The organism is Prochlorococcus marinus str. GP2 (genome assembly GCF_000759885.1).
Classification (GTDB): Bacteria; Cyanobacteriota; Cyanobacteriia; order PCC-6307; family Cyanobiaceae; genus Prochlorococcus_A; species Prochlorococcus_A marinus_J.
Window position 1 is genome coordinate 412,824 of the sequence record NZ_JNAH01000008.1, and the last position, 23,138, is coordinate 435,961.

At 31.8% G+C, this 23,138-nt stretch carries 19 protein-coding genes; 14 read left to right on the forward strand and 5 right to left on the reverse strand.

All coding sequences use genetic code 11. From position 1 onward, the window contains the following. Positions 1 to 6 precede the first annotated feature (6 nt). The 5 genes from EU91_RS00265 to EU91_RS00245 are packed head-to-tail and all read left to right on the forward strand — an operon-like array spanning position 7 to position 5,131. Positions 7 to 1,617, forward strand: coding sequence for a CTP synthase (locus EU91_RS00265; RefSeq protein ID WP_032525195.1), 1,611 nt, complete (start codon positions 7 to 9; stop codon positions 1,615 to 1,617). Positions 1,618 to 1,641: 24 nt separating this feature from the next. Further along, positions 1,642 to 2,313, forward strand: a complete 672-nt coding sequence (locus EU91_RS00260; protein WP_032525196.1) for a 7-carboxy-7-deazaguanine synthase QueE — start codon at positions 1,642 to 1,644, stop codon at positions 2,311 to 2,313. A gap of 6 nt (positions 2,314 to 2,319) precedes the next feature. Next, positions 2,320 to 2,994: a 7-cyano-7-deazaguanine synthase QueC gene (gene queC, locus EU91_RS00255; protein ID WP_032525197.1), complete on the forward strand. Its 675-nt coding sequence runs from the start codon at positions 2,320 to 2,322 to the stop codon at positions 2,992 to 2,994. Then, on the forward strand, positions 2,991 to 4,307 hold the full coding sequence (locus EU91_RS00250; RefSeq protein WP_032525198.1) for an anthranilate synthase component I family protein: 1,317 nt from the start codon (positions 2,991 to 2,993) through the stop codon (positions 4,305 to 4,307). The genes queC and EU91_RS00250 overlap by 4 nt, the downstream gene beginning before the upstream one ends. Next, positions 4,304 to 5,131, forward strand: a complete 828-nt coding sequence (locus EU91_RS00245) for an aminotransferase class IV (protein ID WP_032525199.1) — start codon at positions 4,304 to 4,306, stop codon at positions 5,129 to 5,131. Before EU91_RS00250 ends, EU91_RS00245 begins: the two co-directional genes overlap by 4 nt. Here the strand turns inward: EU91_RS00245 and cobA are convergent. Further along, complete coding sequence (cobA, locus tag EU91_RS00240) at positions 5,104 to 5,907, reverse strand: uroporphyrinogen-III C-methyltransferase (RefSeq protein WP_032525266.1); 804 nt, start codon at positions 5,905 to 5,907, stop codon at positions 5,104 to 5,106. The two genes, EU91_RS00245 and cobA, sit on opposite strands and share 28 nt — an antisense overlap. A gap of 57 nt (positions 5,908 to 5,964) precedes the next feature. Here cobA and EU91_RS00235 point away from each other — a divergent pair, with 57 nt between their 5' ends. The 4 genes from EU91_RS00235 (at position 5,965) to EU91_RS00220 (ending at position 11,186) form a co-directional block, all read left to right on the forward strand. Next, positions 5,965 to 7,233, forward strand: coding sequence for an MFS transporter (locus EU91_RS00235; protein ID WP_032525200.1), 1,269 nt, complete (start codon positions 5,965 to 5,967; stop codon positions 7,231 to 7,233). Further along, positions 7,233 to 9,311 carry a polyphosphate kinase 1 gene (gene ppk1, locus EU91_RS00230; protein ID WP_032525201.1) on the forward strand — a complete coding sequence of 693 codons (2,079 nt, stop codon included), beginning with the start codon at positions 7,233 to 7,235 and terminating at the stop codon, positions 9,309 to 9,311. The genes EU91_RS00235 and ppk1 overlap by 1 nt, the downstream gene beginning before the upstream one ends. Before the next feature lie 208 nt (positions 9,312 to 9,519). Then, on the forward strand, positions 9,520 to 10,539 hold the full coding sequence (locus EU91_RS00225) for an RpoD/SigA family RNA polymerase sigma factor (RefSeq protein WP_032525202.1): 1,020 nt from the start codon (positions 9,520 to 9,522) through the stop codon (positions 10,537 to 10,539). 5 nt (positions 10,540 to 10,544) lie between these two features. Next, entirely contained in the window at positions 10,545 to 11,186 is a 642-nt protein-coding gene (locus EU91_RS00220; protein WP_032525203.1) for a diacylglycerol/polyprenol kinase family protein, read from the forward strand. Here EU91_RS00220 and EU91_RS00215 read toward each other — a convergent pair. Continuing rightward, positions 11,179 to 12,246, reverse strand: a complete 1,068-nt coding sequence (locus EU91_RS00215; RefSeq protein WP_032525204.1) for a 3-deoxy-7-phosphoheptulonate synthase — start codon at positions 12,244 to 12,246, stop codon at positions 11,179 to 11,181. The genes EU91_RS00220 and EU91_RS00215 overlap by 8 nt on opposite strands. Positions 12,247 to 12,343: 97 nt before the next feature. Between EU91_RS00215 and acnB the strand changes: the two genes are divergently transcribed. Both acnB and EU91_RS00205 read left to right on the forward strand, forming a co-directional pair. Continuing rightward, positions 12,344 to 14,917 (forward strand): bifunctional aconitate hydratase 2/2-methylisocitrate dehydratase, encoded by a 2,574-nt coding sequence (gene acnB / locus EU91_RS00210; protein ID WP_082303043.1) that lies wholly within the window; start codon positions 12,344 to 12,346, stop codon positions 14,915 to 14,917. A 9-nt stretch (positions 14,918 to 14,926) separates the two neighbouring features. Then, positions 14,927 to 16,285: a ClC family H(+)/Cl(-) exchange transporter gene (locus EU91_RS00205; RefSeq protein WP_032525206.1), complete on the forward strand. Its 1,359-nt coding sequence runs from the start codon at positions 14,927 to 14,929 to the stop codon at positions 16,283 to 16,285. Positions 16,286 to 16,295: 10 nt separating this feature from the next. Here the strand turns inward: EU91_RS00205 and purU are convergent, their stop codons facing one another. Further along, positions 16,296 to 17,150 (reverse strand): formyltetrahydrofolate deformylase, encoded by an 855-nt coding sequence (purU, locus tag EU91_RS00200; RefSeq protein WP_032525207.1) that lies wholly within the window; start codon positions 17,148 to 17,150, stop codon positions 16,296 to 16,298. 49 nt (positions 17,151 to 17,199) lie between these two features. On the opposite strand from purU, the gene EU91_RS00195 reads away from it, so the two are divergent. Beyond that, positions 17,200 to 18,282 (forward strand): FAD-dependent oxidoreductase, encoded by a 1,083-nt coding sequence (locus EU91_RS00195; protein ID WP_032525208.1) that lies wholly within the window; start codon positions 17,200 to 17,202, stop codon positions 18,280 to 18,282. On the opposite strand, the gene dnaK is transcribed toward EU91_RS00195, so the two are convergent. Next, entirely contained in the window at positions 18,279 to 20,186 is a 1,908-nt protein-coding gene (dnaK, locus tag EU91_RS00190) for a molecular chaperone DnaK (protein ID WP_032525209.1), read from the reverse strand. The genes EU91_RS00195 and dnaK overlap by 4 nt on opposite strands. A gap of 117 nt (positions 20,187 to 20,303) precedes the next feature. Between dnaK and EU91_RS00185 the strand changes: the two genes are divergently transcribed. Next, positions 20,304 to 21,185 carry a shikimate dehydrogenase gene (locus EU91_RS00185; protein ID WP_032525210.1) on the forward strand — a complete coding sequence of 294 codons (882 nt, stop codon included), beginning with the start codon at positions 20,304 to 20,306 and terminating at the stop codon, positions 21,183 to 21,185. An 83-nt stretch (positions 21,186 to 21,268) separates the two neighbouring features. Next, on the forward strand, positions 21,269 to 21,766 hold the full coding sequence (gene rpsF / locus EU91_RS0108900; protein WP_032525211.1) for a 30S ribosomal protein S6: 498 nt from the start codon (positions 21,269 to 21,271) through the stop codon (positions 21,764 to 21,766). A 3-nt stretch (positions 21,767 to 21,769) separates the two neighbouring features. Here rpsF and EU91_RS00180 read toward each other — a convergent pair whose 3' ends face one another. After that, positions 21,770 to 22,984 (reverse strand): argininosuccinate synthase, encoded by a 1,215-nt coding sequence (locus tag EU91_RS00180; RefSeq protein ID WP_032525212.1) that lies wholly within the window; start codon positions 22,982 to 22,984, stop codon positions 21,770 to 21,772. Positions 22,985 to 23,138: the final 154 nt, after the last annotated feature.

A 23,138-nucleotide genomic window follows, 5' to 3' on the forward strand; every position in this document is an offset into this window, starting at 1 on the left:
TATTTAATGTCAAAATTTGTATTTGTCACCGGAGGAGTAGTTTCTAGCATTGGTAAAGGAATTGTAGCTGCAAGCTTAGGAAGATTATTAAAGTCTAGAGGATATAGTGTTTCAATATTAAAACTAGATCCATATCTAAATGTTGATCCAGGAACAATGAGCCCTTTCCAACATGGAGAAGTATTTGTGACTGAAGATGGGGCTGAAACAGATTTAGATTTAGGTCACTACGAAAGATTTACTGATACTGCAATGACTAGGTTAAATAGTGTGACTACGGGATCTATTTATCAAGCAGTTATCAATAAAGAAAGAAGAGGTAGTTATAACGGTGGAACTGTACAAGTAATACCTCACATAACGGGAGAAATAAGGGAGAGAATTCATAGAGTAGCCTCCAACAGTAATGCAGATATAATTATTACTGAAATTGGTGGGACAGTTGGTGATATTGAATCTCTACCTTTTTTAGAGGCAATAAGAGAATTCAAAAATGATGTCAATAAGAACGATGTTGCATACATACACGTAACATTACTTCCTTACATCAAAACCTCTGGCGAAATAAAAACTAAACCAACACAACATTCAGTGAAAGAATTAAGATCAATTGGAATTCAGCCAGATTTACTTGTATGCCGCAGTGATAAATCTATCAATGCAGCTCTTAAAAAGAAGCTTAGTGGTTTTTGCGGGGTTAGTATCAACTCTGTGATTGAAGCTTTAGATGCAGACAGTATTTATTCTGTACCTCTTTCTTTAAAAAAAGAAGGGTTATGCAAAGAAACCCTGAAGTATTTAGAACTTGAAGATAAAAAATGTGATTTGAAAAATTGGGAACAACTAATACACAATCTAAGAAATCCTGGAGCTCCAATCAAAGTTGCTCTCGTAGGTAAATACATTGAACTTGGAGATGCATATTTATCCGTTGTTGAAGCTTTAAGACATGCATGCATTGAACAAAAGGCTTTATTAGATTTACATTGGGTAAGTGCTGAAATGATAGAAAAAAATTCAGCAGAAACTTACTTAAATGAAGTTGATGCGATTGTCGTACCAGGGGGATTTGGCAATAGAGGAGTAAATGGAAAAATTTCGGCAATAAAATTCGCAAGAGAAAATAAAATTCCATTTTTAGGTTTATGCCTTGGTATGCAATGTGCAGTTATAGAATGGGCTAGGAATGTAGCTAATCTTCCGGATGCATCTAGTTCAGAACTAGACCCAAACACTCCCAATCCAGTGATACATTTATTACCAGAACAAGAAGATATAGTTGATTTAGGTGGAACGATGAGACTTGGAGTTTACCCATGTAGATTGACAAAAAATACAACTGGTAAAAACTTATATGCTGAAGATGTTATTTATGAGAGACATCGACATAGATACGAATTTAATAATTACTACAAACAAAGTTTTTTAGATTCTGGATACAAAATTAGTGGTACATCACCAGATGGCAGATTAGTTGAGTTAATTGAATTAGAAAATCATCCATACTTCTTAGCATGTCAATATCATCCTGAATTTTTATCACGACCTGGAAAACCTCATCCTTTATTTAAAGGTTTAATAAAAGCCTCTCAAGATAAGTTAACTCAATCAAATTAATATTCTTTATTTTTTTGAATGAAAATGACAAATTTTTTACCCTTAGTCGAACAATTTCATTCATTACAAGGTGAAGGTTATCACGCTGGGAAAAGTGCTTGTTTTGTAAGATTAGCCGGATGTAAAGTTGGATGTTGGTGGTGCGATACGAAGAATTCATGGGACGAGAAAAAACACCCTTCTATATCAATTGAAAAAATAATAGATCACATAAAAATTGCCAGAGCAAAAGGAGCATCTTTTTGCGTTATTACAGGTGGAGAACCTTTACAACATAACTTGGATAATTTTTGCAAAGCCATAAAAAAAATGACGATGGGGGAAGAACAAAATCCAATGAAGATTCATATTGAGACAAGTGGAGTTAATTCGATATCAGGAAGCTATGACTGGATTACTTTATCTCCTAAAAGACACTCACCTCCAAAAAATTATTTCTTAAAACACTGTAATGAAATCAAAATAATCATAAATGAAATAGAGGATATTGAATTTGCTATTCAAATAAAAAAAGAAACTTTAAAACAATATCAACACTCTAAAAGCAAAGATGGGTTAAACAAAGAAGATAAACTTTTTTATTTACAGCCAGCATGGAACAATGCGAATGGGTTTTCTCTTGCTATTGATTTTGTAAAAAATAATCCAGATTGGAAATTGAGCCTTCAAACTCACAAATACTTAAAAATTAATTGAAATCATATGAATCTCAAAAATAAATCGATAGTAGTTTTATTATCTGGAGGTTTAGATTCGTCTACAGTTACTGGTATCGCAAAAAAATCCGAAGCTAAAATTTTTGGCCTTTCATTTGACTATGGTCAACGTCATAAAAAAGAATTAAATTCTGCATCGATAATTGCAAAACACTTTGATATCGAAGAATTTAAAATCATTAAGCTTGACTTATCTTTATGGGGAGGCTCGTCATTAACTGATATTCAAAAAAATATTCCTATAGAAGGAGTACAAACTAATAAAATTCCTAATACTTATGTTCCTGGGAGAAATACTATATTTATTTCCGTTGCACTAAGTTATGCCGAAGCAATAGATGCTGATTTTATAGGATTAGGAGTTAATGCATTAGATTATTCTGGTTATCCAGATTGCAGACCTGACTACATTAAAAAATTTCAAGAATTAGCAGATTTAGCTAATAAAAGAGGAAGAGAAAATAATCCAATAAAACTTTGGACACCACTATTAGATTTAAATAAAGAGGAAATTATTAAATTAGCTTTTGATAATCATGTCCCTTTAGATAAAACATGGAGTTGTTATTCGGGTAATTCAAAACCATGCGGTAAGTGTGATAGCTGCAGAATTAGAAATGCCGCTTATGATAAATGGCTTAATAACAATAATAAAAAATGAAAATAAAAAAATTAATTCTAGAAAAATGGATGGATCCAGCACTGATTACGCACCATCTAACAAAAAAATTCGGAGATAAAGGATTAGCTTGGCTAGACAGTGATGGCAAAGAAAATGGAGAATGGTCAATAATAGGAATTCAACCTAAAAAAATAATCCAATCAAGAGATATCAATAACTTAGACAAAACTAATAATCCATTTAATAATTTAAAAAATATTGAAAAAGGATTTTGGATCGGATGGTTAAGTTATGAAGCTGGAGTTTACATAGAACCCAAAAACCCATGGCGAAAATCTAATATGGCAACTTTATGGATTGGATCATATGATCCAATTATTAAATGTAATCTAATAAAAAAAGAAATAATTATCGAAGGCACAAACTCATCTGAACTGATAAATTATAAAAATATAATCAACAATATAAAAAATATTGAAGAAGAAAATATTATTAAAACAAATTTGAATTTTGATTTTTCAAAAATAAATTTAGACGAAATGGCTGAAAAATTTCAGAAAAATATTCTGAAATTGAAAAAATTAATTTCTCTAGGGGATATATTTCAAGCAAACCTAACAACTAAATGCGAAATTGAATCTTCCAAAAACTATAATCCTCTAGATATTTATTTGAAAATAAGAAGGAAATTAAGAGCTCCCTTTGGAGGAATAATAATAAATAATGATAATTATAAAGAGGCTGTATTATCTACATCGCCAGAAAGATTTATAAAAATAGATAATAAAAATTTTGTAGAATCAAGGCCTATCAAAGGAACTAGATCCAGAGATAAGGATTTAAATCAAGACGCACTTAATGCTATCGATTTAATAACAAACGAAAAAGATAGAGCTGAAAATATTATGATTGTTGACCTAATAAGAAATGATTTAAGTAAAGTTTGCGAAAGAGGAAGTATTATAGTGCCAGAAATATTAAAACTTGAAAGTTTCCTAAAAGTTCATCATCTAACTTCAGTAATCAGAGGTAAATTAAAAAAAGACAAGAACTGGATTGATTTACTAAAAGCTTGTTGGCCTGGTGGCTCCATAACTGGAGCACCTAAATTAAGATCATGCCAGAGACTTTTTGAATTAGAAGAATTTGAACGCGGACCGTACTGTGGCTCATTTTTGAAGCTTGACTGGAATGGCGAGTTTGACAGCAATATACTAATAAGATCATTTTTAATTAAAGGCAAAAAAATCAATATATATGCTGGTTGCGGAATAGTTATTGACTCAAACCTTGAAGAGGAAACTAATGAACTGAAGTGGAAAATTTTACCGTTAATTGATTCACTAAAATGATTGAAACATTAGGCTGGCAAAAGGATCAATGGTTGGATATTGATAGAATATTTATTGCTGCTAATAATAGAGCATTAAAATTTGCTGATGGTATATTTGAAACCATTTTGATAAAAGAAAACAAACCTATACTTTTTGATGAACATCTGAAAAGGTTAGAAAAAAGTAGCAAGATTTTAAATATTAATCTCAAAATAAATAAATTAACTTTGAGACAACTTATTCAAGATGGAATTAGAAAGTTATCTCTTAAAAATGATCAATTTGCTTCAGTAAGAATTAACTATAGTCGAGGAACTAATGAAGGTCGAGCAGTAACAATTAATAGCACTTCAGAGACAAAAGATTTGGATAATTTATGGCTTGAGTTCTATAGAATCAAACCTAATTTTAATCCGATAAGCGTTTGCATTAGTCAAACGGAAAAAATAAATGAATTCAGTCTTATAAGTAAATGTAAAACATTCTCATATAATCAGGCAATACAAGTTCTGACAGAAGCTAATAAAAAATCATTTGATGATTCTATCCTTTTGAATACGTCAGGTGAAATTTGTTGTGGAAGTACATTTAATCTTCTTATTAAAAGAAATAATCAATGGATAACTCCTAGAAAAGAGAGCGGTTGTTTAGAGGGGATTATGGTTTCTAAAGCCTTAAAATTGAAAATTGTAAAAGAAGAATTAATTCCTCCAGAATTTCAAAATGATGACATAATAGTTGCAATTAATAGCTTATCTTGCAGACAAATTAATCAAGTTAATGATCTAAAGCTTAAAACTAAATTCGATCCAATTTACTTTTGGGATTTATTATATAGTTGAACTTTATTAATATCTGGTAAATAGACATCAGATACTTTAGTTATATTGTTATTAACCTTAAATTCAACAATTTTTCCAATAATGATAATTGATGGGGCTAAAAACTCTTTCTCTTTTATTTTATCTGGAAGATTATCTAATTTCTCTATTAGACATTTTTGATTTTTTAAAGTAGCTTCTTGAATAACAGCGCATTTTGTATTCTTATCTAAACCACCTAGAATTAATTCTTCAACAATAAATTCAATATTTTTTATACCCATAAAAATTACTAAGCTATCTGATGATTTAGCTAAATCTCTCCAATTGACTGTCTTTTTTTCTTTATCTACACGCTCATGACCAGTGACGAAAGTTACAGAACTCGCAGCATCTCTATGGGTTAATGGAATACCAAAATATGTAGGGGCAGCTATCCCAGAAGTAATACCAGGAACGATTTCAACTGAAATTCCATTTTTTTCTAAAATCGATACCTCTTCGCCACCTCTAGAAAAAACGAATGGATCTCCCCCTTTAAGCCTTACAACATTTTTGCCTTCTTTTGCCAATTTTAAAATAAGAGCATTAGTTTCAGCCTGAGGTACAGAACACTTCCCAGCTCTTTTGCCAACATGGAAAATTTCTGTATTTTTTCCTGCCTCTTTTGTTATTTCATCCGGAATTAAAGCATCATGAACTAATGCATCACAATATTTTATTAGGCGTAAAGCTTTAAGAGTCAAAAGCTCAGGGTCACCAGGACCTGCTCCAACTAAATAAACAATGCCAGGCACAATAATCTCCATTAACAAGTATGGTAGTAAAAGTTAATCGCAATGAAGGTAAATATTGTGAAAGAAAGTTTATTAAAACCAAATAAAAAATTTACTCTCCTAAGTGCGTTTATTACTCTTCTAAATGATCGTTTAAGTGAAAGTATACTGTTACCCATTTTACCCTCTTTTGTTTTACTTTTTGACTCTAAAGCAAGTACATATGGTTTATTATCATGCACTTACCAATTAGCTCAATTTACAGCTTCTCCTTTTATAGGACTTATGAGTGATAGATATGGAAGAAGACCTGTCACTCTTTTTTGTATTACTGGTTCAGTAATAGGAATATCAATATTATCTTTTACAGTTCTTTTTAATTGGTCAAATTCAATAGCCACTATCCCGTTATTTTTATTATTTTTAGCGAGACTAATTGACGGTTTAAGTGGGGGAACTGCAGCTACTGCAACAACAATTCTTGCAGATATTTCAAGCCCTGAAAAAAGAGCAAAAACATTTGGTCTTATTGGTGTAGCTTTTGGTTTAAGTTTTTTCTTAGGTAATATATTTGTTGTAATTTTTGCAAGAAATACAAATAATAATTTTATTATCCCAGTTTTGATAGCCTCAATCATTCCAATAATAAATTTTCTCCTTGTATTTTTTTACTTACCAGAAACCAAGCCTAATAGTGAAAAAAATAAATCAAAAACTACTTTAAAAAACCCTTTAAAAGCTTTATTTGCAGTTTTCAAAGAAGAAAAGATTAAAAAATTATCATTAGCTTTTTTTATTTACTTTATTGCTTTTACTGGACTGACCAATATCCTTATATTTTTTCTTCAAGAATCACTAAACTGGACGACCAAAGCATCAAGTGGAACTCTTGTTGTAGTAGGAATAATTGCAATTATCGTTCAAGGAGGACTAATAGGGCCTCTGGTAAAACAATTTGGCGAAATGCGATTAACACTTATCGGATCAGGCTTCATTCTTGTGGCATGTGCGCTTTTAATAACTGCTCCAAAAGAAAATGCAACACTTACTATTTATTCAGCTGTTTCATTTTTAGCCGTTGGGGCAGGGTTAATTACTCCCACCTTAAGAGCACTAATATCAAAGAAATTAGACGTTAATAAACAAGGATCAATTTTGAGTAACCTTCAGGGTCTACAGAGTCTTGGAGGAGTTTTAGGAATAGCAATGGCTGGAAGGGTTTATGATAGTTTTGGTCCTAAATCTCCTTTTATAGCTGGTTCCGTTATCTTACTTTTCATGATATATCTTATTGCAGAGGGTAAAAATAAAAATTCTTTTAAAAATCAAAAATCAAAAGTTTTTTAATGAAAAGCCAGGCTGATGTTTTTATTAATAGAGAATTAAGTTGGATTGAATTCAATAAAAGGGTACTACTAACTGGCATGGAAAAGGAGTACAAAATCCTAGATAAAGTAAAATTTTGTTCAATTTTTAGTAATAATCTTGATGAGTTTTTTATGGTAAGAGTAGCTTCATTAAAGGCTCAAGTTGAAGCAGAAATTACTAAAAAGAGTATTGACGGACTTACCCCTAAAGAGCAATTAATAAAAATCAACAATGAAATCAAAAAATTAACAACTCTTCAAGAAAACTATGTAAATAATGAATTAAATAATGAATTAAAAGAAAAAGGTGTAATTTTAAAAAAATATAAGGACCTAAGTGAAAATCAAAGAAATTGGTGTAATAACTTCTTTACTACATCTATTTTCCCTTTATTAACTCCATTAGTTGTTGATCCCGCACATCCATTTCCTTTTATAAGTAATTTAAGTCTAAATTTAGCAGCTTTAATAAGAGATGGGGAAAATTCTAAAAATCAGTTTGTAAGAGTAAAAATACCAACAAAAAATATAAATAGATTTATACAAATTCCCAATGAAATTATTCAATATGGTGATGAAAGTACACATTGTTTCGTAAGCGTTGAAGATTTAATTGGGAATAATATAAAAAATTTATTTAACGGAATGGAATGTATTAATTACTCTTTTTTTAGAGTGACCAGGGATGCAGATTTAGAATTAAAAGAACTTGAAGCTGATGATCTTCTTCTAGCAGTTGAACAAAGTTTGCAAAAGAGAAGATTAGGTGGAGACGTAGTTAGATTAGAAGTTGAATCTAATATCCCAGAAAATATTCTTAAACTACTAATTGAAAGTATCTCAATACAAGAAGAATACATATACTTTTGCAAAAGTTTTTTAGGCCTTGACGATTTAAATCAGCTGACAAAAATTAATAGAAATGATTTAAAAGAAAATCTGCTAATTGGGAAAACTCACCCACAATTAAAAAATTTAGATTTGTCTTCAGACAAAAATCTGAATTATATTTTTAAGATACTTAGGAAAAAAAATATTCTGCTTCATCATCCTTACGACTTATTTAAAACTTCCGTTGAAGAATTTATAAATAGAGCAGCTGACGATCCACTCGTAATGGCTATAAAAATTACATTATATCGAGTTTCAAAAGATTCTCCTATTATCGCAGCTTTAATGAGAGCTGCAGAGAATGGAAAAGAAGTAATGACTCTTGTTGAACTAAAAGCAAGATTTGATGAAGACAATAATATTCAGTGGGCAAAGCAACTTGAACAAGCTGGTGTTCATGTTGTTTATGGAATAATAGGATTTAAGACACATACAAAAATAGCTTTAATAGTTAGAAAAGAAAAAGGACGATTAAGAAATTATTTTCATATTGGAACTGGTAACTATAACTCTAATACTTCAAGATTTTATACAGATTTAGGGTTACTTTCAACAGATCCTGATATTGCATCAGATTTACTTGAGTTATTTAATTACTTATCAGGGTTTTCTAAACAAAAAAGTTATCAAAAATTGTTAATTTCTCCCTCATCGATGAGAGAAAAATTTATTTTTCTAATAAGGAGAGAAATTAATAATGCAGTGGAAGGTAAAAAAGCTGAAATAATTGCAAAAATGAATTCTTTAGTAGACCCTGAAATAATTAAACTGCTTTATTTAGCTTCTGATTCAGGTGTAAAAATTAGTCTTATAGTAAGAGGTATTTGTTGCTTATATCCCCAAAGAAAAAATTTAAGTGAAAATATTAAAGTCATCAGCATTATTGGCCATTTTCTTGAACACTCAAGAATTTTTTGGTTTTGTAATAACGGTGATAATGAGGTTTATATTGGAAGTGCAGATTGGATGAGAAGAAATCTTGATAGACGAATAGAAGCTGTTACTCCGATAGAGGATTATGAATTGAAATCTAAAATATACTCACTTTTGCAAACCTACATTAAAGATGATTACTTTGCTTGGATAATGAAGGAAGATGGTTCTTATTCGAAATTGAAATTAGATTCATCAGATAATCGTTCGCAAATTGACCTCATAAAAAAATAAAATTAATATTGATTTTTACAACATTTAAAAAATTTCTTAATATTTTAAAATTTTTTTTATTTTTCTAAAAACCTTTTATAGCAACTGTTCTCAAGAAATTAGAACAAAAATATCTTTTTTTGTCTTTAAAGTTTCAACGTAAAAGTAGTTTTTATTTCAATTTCAGTGCTAGTTTTTTAAAAAATCCATTATTTAGGAGGCCAGGGTGATGGGGATCCCTCTGGAATCTGCAAAAAGCTCTTCAGATAATAATTTTGAGGAGCCAAGATTACCAAACACTGCGGGCAAGTCTCGTAAATCAAAATCCAGTCTAACTGCAAAACAAAGCCAAAAAAAATCTGGAAGACTTGCTTCAGATTCTATTGGCTATTACTTAAGTAGCATTGGTAGAGTACCTCTTCTAACTCCAGCTGAGGAAATAGAGTTGGCTCATCATGTTCAAACCATGAAAAAGTTGCTGCAAACTCCTGAAACTGATAGAACTCAACGAAATCTGTATCAAATTAAGATTGGCAAAAGAGCCAGAGATAGAATGATGGCAGCTAATCTAAGACTAGTTGTCTCCGTTGCAAAAAAATATCAAAACCAAGGCCTTGAATTATTAGACCTTGTCCAGGAAGGTGCTATTGGCCTTGAAAGGGCTGTAGATAAATTTGATCCTGCTATGGGATATAAATTCTCAACTTATGCCTACTGGTGGATTAGGCAAGGTATGACAAGAGCTATTGATAACAGTGCAAGAACTATCCGCTTACCTATTCACATAAGTGAAAAACTTTCCAAAATGAGAAGAGTCTCTAGAGAATTGTCCCATAAATTTGGTAGACAACCTACCAGATTAGAAATGGCAAATGAGATGGGAATTGATCAAAAAGATTTAGAGGATTTAATTTCGCAAAGTGCACCTTGCGCCTCCCTAGATGCTCATGCAAGAGGTGAAGAAGACAGAAGTACTTTAGGTGAACTAATACCTGATCCAAACTGTGAAGAGCCTATGGAAGGTATGGATAGAACTATTCAAAAAGAGCATTTAGGAACTTGGCTTTCTCAATTAAATGAAAGAGAGCAAAAAATTATGAAGCTCAGATTTGGCCTAGATGGTGCAGAACCATTAACACTCGCAGAAATAGGAAGACAAATTAATGTTTCAAGAGAAAGAGTAAGACAACTAGAAGCTAAAGCAATATTAAAACTTAGAGTAATGACAACTCATCAAAAAGCAGCTTAATACAATTGATAAAATTTACTGTAATTTTATTATATTTATTTTTAATTTTTCTTATATCAATAGTCTTTAAAAAATATAATGAAGATAGCAGAGAAACCGTAAGAAAAATAATACATATTGGAGTAGGACCATTAATACCAATTACACAATTTCTAAAAATTAATCAAAATTCAGCGCTTATTTTTACAGGAATTGTCTCATTAATGGTTTTAATCAATTACACCTATAAATTATTTCCAACAATTGAAGATGTTGAGAGAAAGAGTTATGGAACATTATTTTATTGTCTAAGTTTATTTATTTTGATTTATCTTTTCTGGGATAAAAATCCATATGCATTAATTACTGGATTTTTTATTATGACTTTTGGTGATGGATTAGCAGGGTTAATAGGAAAGAGCTTCAACTCAAAGAGTTGGATTTTTTTTAAACAAAAAAAATCATTATTTGGCACTGCGACAATGTTTTTAACAAGCTTTATAGTAGTTTGCTCAATAGGATATGCCCAAGAAAATAATTTTAATTTAAATTATTTTACGATAGCTTTCTTTGCAACTGTTCTGGAACAATTTAGTTTTTTAGGGATAGATAATTTCATTGTTCCAATATCTTCAGCATTATTTTTTAATTTTTTTATAACTAGCTAAGTGAATTGTATAAAATAGCGAGTAATTCTTTTGTTGTTTCTATATCTATGCAAGCATCTGTAATACTTCTGCCAAACTGGAGATCTTCTTTTTTGACAAGTTTTTGATTACCTTCCTTCAAATGACTTTCAAGCATAACTCCCAAAATATTTTTTTCACCATTACTTATTTGAGAAGCTATGTTGTTTAGCACTTTAGACTGTTTTCGGAAGTCTTTATTGGAATTTCCATGACTACAATCAATCATCACTTTGTGAGGAAGATTACATTGCCTCAATTCATCTGAAATTCTTTTAACGTGTTCACTTTCGAAATTAGGGCCTTTTGAACCTCCCCTTAAAACTATATGTCCATCTGGATTTCCTGTAGTATTAACTATAGAAGCCATTCCATTTTCATTTACACCTAAGAAATGATGGGATTTTGAAGCTGACTCCATTGCATTAATTGCAGTAGCAAAGGAACCATCCGTTCCATTTTTAAAGCCTATAGGCATTGATAATCCTGATGCCATTTCTCTATGAGTTTGACTTTCTGTAGTCCGCGCACCTATGGCAGTCCAACTTATTAAATCGGCAATGTATTGAGGAACAATTGGATCTAGTAATTCTGTAGCAGAAGGTATTCCAATAGTTGCTAAATACGAAAGCAAACTTCTCGCCCTTCTTAAACCAGTATTAATATCATAAGAATCATCTAAATGAGGATCATTTATCAAACCCTTCCAACCAATAGTTGTTCTTGGTTTTTCAAAATATACTCTCATGATTATTTCTAATTTATCTTTATAAATTTCTCGGAAATTTTTAATATATTTTGAATATTCCTTTGCCGCCTCAAGATCATGAATTGAACATGGACCCACAATGACTAAAAGCTTCTGATCATTATTATGCAAAATATTTTGTATCGATCTTCTTGTTTTAGATACTGTATTAGCAGAGGCGTGATTTAAAGGTATATCATTATGTAAACTGCTTGGAGGTATTAATGGACGTGTTTCAACAACATGTAAATCTGATGTCTTTTCTAAAGCTGAATTATTTGATGATGTCGTCATTGATTAATTAAAATGTTTGAATATTTAAAAAAGCATTTATGAATACTCTCCTTTTCAATATTAAAAATAACAATAGATTAGGGATTAAACCTTACTAATGAAAAATTTGGAAACATTGATCAAAGATTATGCAGATCACGTAGCTGAAAGAGCAGCCAAAGGGATACCTCCTTTACCTTTAAATGCTGAGCAAACAAATTGTATTACAAAATTATTGGAACAAGATAGTACTTACGATTCATCTTATTTACTTGATTTACTGATAAATAGAGTACCACCAGGAGTTGATGAGGCTGCTTATGTAAAAGCAAGCTGGCTTACGGCTATTGTTAATGCCGAAAAATATTGCAAATCAATTAATCCCGAAAAGGCAATTGAAATACTAGGAACAATGATAGGTGGATATAATGTGAATTCCCTGGTTGAAATACTTAAAGGAGAAAATAGTTTATTTGCAAAAAAAGCGGCAGAAGTTTTAAAAAATATTATTCTTGTTTACGACTCAGCTAATGAAATTTATGAATTATCTCAAAATAATATTTATGCAAAAGAGGTAATAAATAGTTGGGCAAATGCAGAATGGTTTACAAATAAAAAAGTTCTGGAGAAAGAGATTATATGTTTAGTATTTAAAGTTGACGGTGAGACAAACACAGACGACTTATCTCCAGCTGTACATGCAACAACACGCCCTGATATTCCAATGCATGCATTAGCTATGTTGGAATTTAAAAAACCTGATGGCCTAAAGATTCTAGATAATTTAAAGAAACAAAATTTACCGATAGCTTATGTTGGAGATGTTGTTGGAACAGGTAGTTCTAGAAAATCTGCTATTAATTCACTCATTTGGCATATAGGAGAAGATATCGCTTTTGTTCCAAACAAAAAAACAGGTGGAATAATAATTGGTAGCAAAATAGCCCCAATTTTCTTTAATACTGCACAAGATTCAGGAGCTTTGCCTATAGAAGCTGACGTATCCAATATGAAAACAGGAGATGTTATTAAAATATATCCTTATAAAGGCATTATTAAAAAAATTGAAAAAGATTCAAATACTGAAGAATTAATAAGCAAATTCGACTTGTATCCATCAACTCTTTCTGATGAAATTCAAGCTGGCGGCAGAATAAATCTAATGATTGGAAGATCTCTTACGGACAAAATTAGAAACAAATTAAATTATCAACCAAGTGAAATATTTACCAGACCACAAAATCCAACCGAAAGTCGTGCCGGCTTTACTCAAGCTCAAAAAATAGTAGGCAAAGCATGCGGTTTAGATGGAGTTAGGCCGGGAACAACTTGTGAGCCAATTATGACCACAGTTGGCAGTCAAGATACCACTGGTCCAATGACTAGAGATGAACTAAAAGAACTAGCTTGTTTAGGATTTACAGCAGATTTAGTAATGCAAAGTTTTTGTCATACAGCGGCATATCCTAAACCAGTAGATCTAGTTACTCATAAAGAATTACCTGATTTTATATCTCAAAGAGGTGGAGTAGCTCTTAAGCCTGGAGACGGTATAATTCATAGCTGGCTTAACAGAATGCTCCTTCCTGATACTGTTGGCACAGGTGGAGATAGTCATACAAGATTTCCTCTTGGCATTTCATTTCCTGGAGGCTCAGGCATTGTTGCCTTTGCCGCTGCAATAGGATCAATGCCATTAAATATGCCGGAATCTGTGCTGGTTAAATTTAAGGGAGAATTATTACCAGGAATTACTCTTAGAGATTTAGTAAATGCAATCCCTCTTTTTGCAATTAAAAAAGGACTCTTAACTGTTGAGAAAGAAAATAAGAAAAACATATTTAACGGGAAAATTTTGGAAATTGAGGGATTACCAAACCTAAAACTTGAACAAGCTTTTGAACTTACTGATGCAACTGCAGAACGCTCCTGCGCTGGTAGCACAATACTTTTATCCCAAGAAACGGTTCAAGAATACTTAAGAAGCAATATTTGCCTGTTAGAAAAAATGATCGAGAGCAATTATGAAGATTCAAAATCGATATCAAGAAGAATAAATGATATGAAAAATTGGCTAAAAAAACCATCATTAGTTCAACCAGATTCAGACGCTCAGTATGAAGAAATTATTGAAATTGATTTAGCAAAAGTAACACAACCTATAGTTGCTTGCCCTAATGATCCAGATAATGTTAAAGAAATCACGGATGTTGCAAATACAAATATTGACGAGGTTTTTATAGGTTCTTGTATGACAAATATTGGTCATTACAGAGCAGCTGCAAAAGTTCTTGAAGGAGTACAAAATTTAAAAGCTAAATTATGGATTTGTCCACCAACAAAAATGGATGAAGAAACTCTAAAATCTGAAGGCTACTATAAAATATTCGAAGACTGTGGTGCAAGACTAGAGTTGCCAGGCTGTTCTTTATGTATGGGAAATCAAGCTAGAGTAGATGAGGGTTCTGTAGTATTTTCTACTAGTACTAGAAATTTTGACAATAGACTTGGCAAGAATGCGCAAGTATTTTTAGGAAGTGCAGAATTAGCAGCAGTTTGCGCACTACTTGGGAAAATACCTGAAATAGAAGAATATCAGGATATTACTAAAAATAAAATTAATCCATATTCAGAGGAACTTTATCGTTATCTTCAATTTGATGAAATAAACGATTTCAGCTTGTCAAAGTAATCATGGGCTATGCCAAACCTCATAAAAGATAATATTCAAAAAACAAGTAATAATTCTTCTCGTACCATCAAAAAATTATTAAAACAAAGATCTCTCGTCGTTGTATTTTCTCTCTTATTAACAGGTTTAGGGGCTTCAATTACAAGCATATTTTTTAAAACTGGAATCTACTTTATTAATAATTGGAGATTAGCATTACTAGACCAATTCCCATCTATTGCGGTCTTACCTATTTTTGGAGCACTTGGAGGAGCAATTGCAGGATATTTGATCAAAAATATAGCACCTGCTGCAAAAGGTTCAGGTGTTAGTCAAATCATGGGGTTCCTAAGGCATAAAAAAGTTCCAATGAATATAAAAGTAGGATTAGTAAAGCTCATATCAGGAATTATTGCTATTGGTAGTGGATTCCCTTTGGGCCCGGAAGGTCCATCAGTTCAAATGGGAGGATCAGTAGCTTGGCAAATGGCCAAGTTGCTTAAAGCTCCTACAGCTTTCAGAAGAGTAATAGTAGCAGCAGGTGGTGGTGCTGGAATAGCTGCAGTATTTAGCGCCCCATTAGGAGGATTTATCTATGCAATAGAAGAGTTATTAAACTCTGCTAGACCAGTAATTTTGCTACTAGTAGTAATCACAACTTTTATTGCAGATTCATCTGCTGATATTATTCAAGCCTTGGGTTTAGATCCTAAAGCAGGAGGGTTTGATTTCAACCTCGGATTTTTAATCCAAAAAGAATATGACCCATCAGTTTTTTTCTTGCCAATAGATTTTATTTACCTAGTTTTACTAGGAATAATTATTGGAATGTTTGCAGAATTGTACAGCAGATTTGTTTTATTTATGCAAAATCTCGGGAAAAAGTGGTATAAAAATAAATTTGTTTTAAAAATAAGCATCTGTGGACTTATCTTAGGCAGTATCTATTCCTGCTTACCCAGTACATTTCATAATTTAGATGAATTACAGAAAATAATAGCTGAACAAAATACAAGTATTGGAATTGCTTTATTAGCAGTTTTAGTATTATTTATCACGACAGGTTTAGCTGCAGCATCTGGAGCCCCTGGAGGACTGTTCTATCCAATGCTTACTTTAGGAGGGGCAATAGGACTAATAATGGGGAACTGGGTAGAAATTGCGACAGGACATGCACCAAGTACATACATTTTTGCGGGAATGGGAGCTTTCGTAGCCGGATGTTCGCGAACACCAATAACAGCAATGTTTTTAGCTTTTGCTTTAACAAAAAATTTATTAATAATGAAACCTGTGTTAATCAGCTGCATTGCCAGTTTCCTGATAGCAAGAGCTTTTAACGAAGAATCAATTTATGAAAGACAAATACAAATAGAGTTAGAAGACTAAGAAACTATCTTTAATCAAAAACAGCAGTTTTACTGTTATAGACAAATACTTGATGATTCAGATGTAATCGAACTGCTCTTGCTAAAGCCATTCTTTCAATATCTCTTCCTTTTCTAATCAAATCATCAACCTCATCCCTATGACTTACATTAACTGTGCATTGCTCGATTATCGGGCCTTCATCAAGATCTTCAGTAACATAGTGAGCAGTAGCACCGATTAATTTAACACCTCTCTTCCATGCTCGATGATATGGTTGTCCTCCCTTAAATGCAGGTAAGAAAGAATGGTGAATATTTATTATTGAAGAAAACTTTTTTAAAAAAGAGTCACTTAAAATTTGCATATATTTGGCTAATACAACAAGATCAATTTCATATTCTTTTAGTAAATTTAAAAATTGATCTTCAACAATAGATTTATCAATATTAAAAGTATCAATATGGACAAATTTTGCATTAAAGTCATTTGCAATATTTTCAAGATGAGAGTGATTTGAAATTATTAACGGGACATTCATTTTGAGTTCTCCATTTCTTACTCGCCAAAGTAAATCAATCAAACAATGATTTTGTTTACTCACGAAAATAGCGACATTTGGAATTTCATCAGAATAATTTACGTTAAATTTTCCATTTACTTCAACTGCAATTTTTTCAAATTCTTTATAAATCTCATCTCTATTAATAGAGGCATTGTTACTATTCCATTCAATTCGACTAAGAAACAAACCCGCATCTTGATCTGTATGATGATCAGAATGTTTTATGTTACCACCGTAATTTGAAATCCAACTTGTAAGTAAACTTACAAGACCTGGACGATCGGGACAAACAATTTTGAATATAATTGAAGGATGTTCCAAAAAATCTTTAACTATTTAAGTCAAATAAGCAAGTACATCTAATATATCAATGAAAAGCTTAAAAGAAAATTTTCAAAAAGCACACATAGTTATTATTGGATCAGGGATTATTGGAAAATTTAACGCCTTAGAATTATCAGAGTTAGGTTTTCAAGTAACAATAATAGATCCAGCTCAACTCGAAAATAGTAGTTATGCAGCTTTAGGCTTACTGATGGGTAATATGTATCAAAAAAGAAGAGGTAGGAGTTGGGATCTCAGAAAACAAAGCATTGAATTATGGCCACAATGGATTACATTCTTGCAAAAATTTAATTATAAATTAAATATCGAAAAACCATTATTACAATTAACTACTAATCAAGAAAAGTTTAAAAAATTAGAGAAATTTATTTGTGAAAATAATGATCAAAACTTACGTATTTTAGAAAAAGACTCAATATTTATCAAGAATATAAATAAAGCCTTCCAAACAAAAAATATAAAAGGAATGATTTCCTTAAAAGATGGAAGAATAAATGCTAATTCTTTGCTTAAAACATTAAATAAATATTTAAAACATAAAAAAATAAATTTTTTAGAAGAAGAAATTATAAAAATCAGAAAAACAAACAATTATTGGATCTCTACAACAAGAAATAATGTAAATATCAAGTCTGACATGATTATTTTGTGTAATTCTCTAAAAGCCGCTGACTTAATAGATAACTTATCTCAAAACATCAAATTAAAACCTGTTTTAGGTCAAGCTATAGAGCTTGTTGTAAATGATGCAGAAGTTGACTTATTTTCGCTACCAAAACAATTCAATATAGATGGCAAAAATATAATTCCAATATCAAAAAATAAACTAATTATTGGATCAACTGACGAATATAGTACTAAACCAGAAGAAAATACATTCGAAAAACTCACAAATTTTCTCGATAAAAAACCAAATTGGCTTATAAAAGGGAAGATTTCTAAAAAATGGTACGGAATAAGGTCAAGACCAGAAGGTGAGCCTTCACCAATAATGAGAAATCTTGAAGATGGACTAATTATCTGTACAGGTTTTTATAAAAATGGAATTTTACTTGCTCCGGCTTGCTCTAAATGGGTTGCTAATGAAATTAAAAATTACCTTTTTTAATCTTTCGTTTCAGTAAAGTCCGCATCAATTACATCATCTCCACCTTTTTCGTTTGAATCACTCTGATCAGAACCGTCCTGTGCCCCTGGTGAAGGTGGCTGATTGCCGGGTTGCTGATAAACAGATGAACCTACTGAATAAAGTTCTTGCTGAAGTTCTTCAAGAAGTTTTTTCATTGATTCATAATCTTCTTTTGATGTTGCCTCTTTTAATGCATTACTTTTTTCTTCAACCTTGGACTTTGCTTCTGCATCAATTTTATCTCCAAGCTCACTTAGTTGTTTTTCTGTTTGATATACAAGTGTTTCAGATTGATTTTTTAAATCAATTTTTTCTCTTTTTTCTTTATCTGCAGATGCATTTGATTCCGCATCTTTTACCATTTTTTCTACCTCATTATCAGATAGAGTAGATGCACCAGTGATTGAAATACTTTGCTCTTTACCACTTCCCTTATCTTTAGCGGTAACACTAAGGATGCCATTTGCATCAATATCAAATGTAACTTCAATTTGGGGAACACCTCTGGGTGCTGAGGGTATGCCATCTAATCTAAAAGTTCCTAGACTTTTGTTATCAGAAGCCATTTCTCTTTCACCCTGCAAAACATGTATTTCTACATTCGTTTGTCCATCAACAGCAGTTGAATATGTTTCAGATTTCTTCGTAGGTACTGTAGTATTTCGATTTATCATTTTTGTCATTACTCCACCTAATGTCTCTACACCTAAAGAAAGTGGAGTAACATCAAGCAACAATATATCTTTAACCTCTCCTGCTAAAACTCCTCCTTGAATTGCAGCTCCAACAGCTACTACCTCATCAGGATTAACAGTTTGATTTGGTTCTTTACCTATTATTTTTTTAACTAAATCTAAAACAGCAGGAATTCTAGATGAACCTCCCACCATTACGACTTCATCAATTTCACTAGTAGAAATTTTTGCATCACTTATAGCTCTCTCAACTGGGGTCTTGCATCTATCAATTAAAGAAGCTGCTAATTCCTCGAACTTAGCTCTAGTTAAGTTCAAATCCAGATGTTTAGGACCTTCAGGTGTCGCTGTAATAAAAGGTAGATTTATTTCACTTTGCGTAGCATTAGAAAGCTCAATTTTTGCTTTCTCTGCGGCTTCAGTAAGTCTTTGTAAAGCTTGCTTATCCTGTCTAAGATCAATTCCTTCATTTGATTTAAAAGTACTAGCTAAATGATCTACGATACATCTATCAAAATCATCCCCACCTAAATGTGTATCTCCAGATGTAGATAGAACTTCAGTAACTCCATCTCCAGCTTCAATGACTGAGACATCAAATGTTCCTCCCCCTAAATCAAAAACAAGAATTTTTTCATTTTCTTTATCCAAACCATATGCTAAAGCTGCAGCAGTTGGCTCATTAACGATCCTGAGAACTTCTAAACCTGCAATCTTTCCTGCATCTTTTGTAGCCTGTCTTTGTGAATCATTAAAATAAGCTGGAACTGTAATTACAGCCTGTGTAACTTTTTCACCAAGGTATTTTCCAGCATCATCTGCTAACTTTCTTAGAACTTGAGAACTTACCTCTTCAGGAGAAAACTGCTTATCCAAGATAGGACACTTTAATTTGACACTAGAGCCAGATTTTTCAACAGAATAACTAACTTCTTTAGATTCTTCATTAACTTCATCAACTCTTCTACCAACAAAACGCTTTGCAGAATAAAAAGTGTTTTCAGGATTCATTACTGCTTGTCTTTTAGCAATTTGTCCAACAAGCTGGTCTTGATTCTTTGTATATGCAACAACTGATGGAGTAGTTCTGAAACCCTCAGCATTTGCTATTACAGTAGGTTTACCACCTTCCATTACAGCGACACAACTATTAGTTGTTCCTAAATCAATGCCTACGACCTTACCCATGCGTGAATTCTTGTATTTTATATTCTCCATAATCGGTCATCGGCGTCATTATTGTTACTCAAAGACGAGGTGTGGTTCCCGAACAGATCACAATTTTTTAAAAAAAATTTCTAAAAAATGATAACTAGCAAAACATCTTTTATTGCATTAATAGGCAATCCAATTAGCCATTCTTTGTCGCCAATCATGCAAAATGCTGCCCTTCAATATTTAGGATTAGATTTAATTTATATTGCTATACCTTGTAGAAATGAAGATCTAAAAATAGTTCTCAATTCTTTAAAAAAAATTAATTGCAAGGGATTAAATATTACTATTCCTTTTAAGGAAAAAGTATTTGATCTTTGTAGTGAAATTTCACCTATTGCTAACCAACTGAAAGCGATTAATACCCTTAAATTAAACTCTGAAAGAGAATGGGTTGCAACTAATACAGATGTAGAAGGCTTTATTTATCCATTAAAAGATTTATTTTTAACAAACAAGAATTCGATTGTAATAGGCTCTGGTGGCGCAGCGAGATCAGTGATACAAGGATTAATAAATTTGAATTTTTCAACAATTTCAGTAGTGTCACGAAACAAAACATCATTAGATGGATTAATAAAAAATTTTGAAAATCAAATTAAAATTCAGGGTTTATTAAATAATGACGATCGGACTCAGAATGTTATTAAAGAAGCAGATTTAATTGTAAATACAACACCAGTAGGAATGAAAACAGCTACAAATGAAACGAATGAATTACCATATGGGGAAATTTTTTGGAAATCTCTTAATGAGAAAACAATTGTTTATGATTTAATCTACAACCCAGCTCCAACTGAATTATTAAAATTTAGCTCCAATAGAGGTTGCATGACTATAGATGGTTTGCAAATGCTTATTGCTCAAGGGATACAATCATTATCCTTTTGGACTGATGGTTTAGAAGTACCTTTTCATGTTATGAATGACGCCCTAAAGCAATACCTTAAAAAAAATAATGGTAATTTTTAAGAATTTGCCCATCATAATGTATGGTAAGTAATGAACAGACGCTCATAACATGAATTCATGAGCCAAAGACCTTGTCTGAAACTATGAAAGATCAACAATCTTATTACGAAACTATGTACATTCTCCGCCCTGATATTGCGGAAGATGAAGTCACTACTCACATTAATAAATACAATAAACTTTTAGAAGAATTTGGCGGCACCATCCTAGATAGTCAAATGAGGGGTAAAAGAAGATTAGCTTATCCAATAGCAAAGCATAGGGAAGGAGTTTATGTTCAATTGAGTCATCAAGGTGATGGACAACATATTTTTAAAATTGAAAAAGCAATGAGACTTGGTGAAGATGTTATTAGATACATGACCGTTAAACAAGAAGGGCCTTTACCAACACCAAAACCTTCCAACAAGAATACATCTCAGACAGAGACCAAAGATAATCCAGAAACCAAAGATAATCCAGAAACCAAAGATAATCAAGAAGTCAAAGTAGAATCTAAAGAAAGTCAACCAATAACAACTCCTGAAGCTTCAACTTCAGGACGAGATATTTCTACAACCAACGAAAGTACAGAATCTTAAATGCTAATCATTTGTTTTTGAATTTAACTCGGCCCAAATTTTATTAGACATACCCCACATATAAATAAAACCCTCTGCTAAAGAATGCTTAAACACATCGTCTCGGCTATAAGTCGCCAAATCCTCCCTGTAAAGGGAATTATTTTCTGAATTTCGTCCAATTACTATTGCGTTCCCCTTATAGAGTCTAATCTTTACTCTTCCATTGACCGAAGTTTGAGTCGATGCAATAAATGCATCCAAACTATCTTTAAGAGGTCCAAACCAAAAACCTTGATAGACCAATTGTCCCCATTTTTTTTCTACCATTCCCTTAAAGTCAATAACATCTGGGTTTAATGTGATGCTCTCTAATTCCTTGTGAGCTTTTATTAAAAGTAAGAGGCCAGGTGTTTCGTAAATCTCTCTACTTTTAATTCCTACTACTCGGTCTTCAATCATATCGATTCTTCCAAAACCATGCTCACCTGCAAGAACATTAGCTTTTTTAATAATCTCTAAAGGGGTTAAAAATTCGTCATTAATTCCAACGGGATAGCCATTTTTAAAAATAATTTCTATATCTTGAGGAGAATTAGGTGAATTATCAATAGATGATGTCATTGCAAAAATATCTTCAGGAGCTTCTTTCATTGGATCTTCTAATATACCTGCTTCAATACTCCTACCAAGTAAATTAACATCAATTGAATATGGTGATTTTTTTGATACTGGTGCAGGAATACCAAATTTTTCTCCATACACTATTGCCTCTTCCCTACTCATATTCCATTCCCTTGCAGGAGTAATTATTTCCAAATCAGGACCTAAAGCATTAATAGCTAAATCAAATCGAACTTGATCATTTCCCTTGCCAGTACAGCCATGAGCTACTGCCTTAGCATTAATCTCTCTAGCAATTTTTACAAGATTTTCTGCAATTAAAGGCCTTGCAAGAGCAGTAGATAGAGGATATTTATCTAAATATAATGCATTCGCTCTGATAGCTGGAAAAGCATATTTTTCAATAAAACTATTAACTAAATCACCAATAATTGATTTTGATGCTCCAGATTTTAAAGCTTTTTGTCTAATAAGATCCAAATCTTCGCCTTGTCCAAGATCTGCGACAAAAGTAACAACTTCTGAAATTCCATATTCATTTTTTAGATATGGAATACAAACGCTGGTATCAACACCACCAGAATAAGCTAGCACAACTTTTTTTACCTGCTCCATTTAAATTTGCTCCATAAATTTAAATTTTGATGAAATTAAGAATTTGAAAACTTTTTAAAAACTATTATTATTGTAACTAAAAGACCTGGACCAAAAACTAGTGCTAATAGAAGAAAGTTATTAATTAATAAAACATTTGGATTCAAGTATCCAA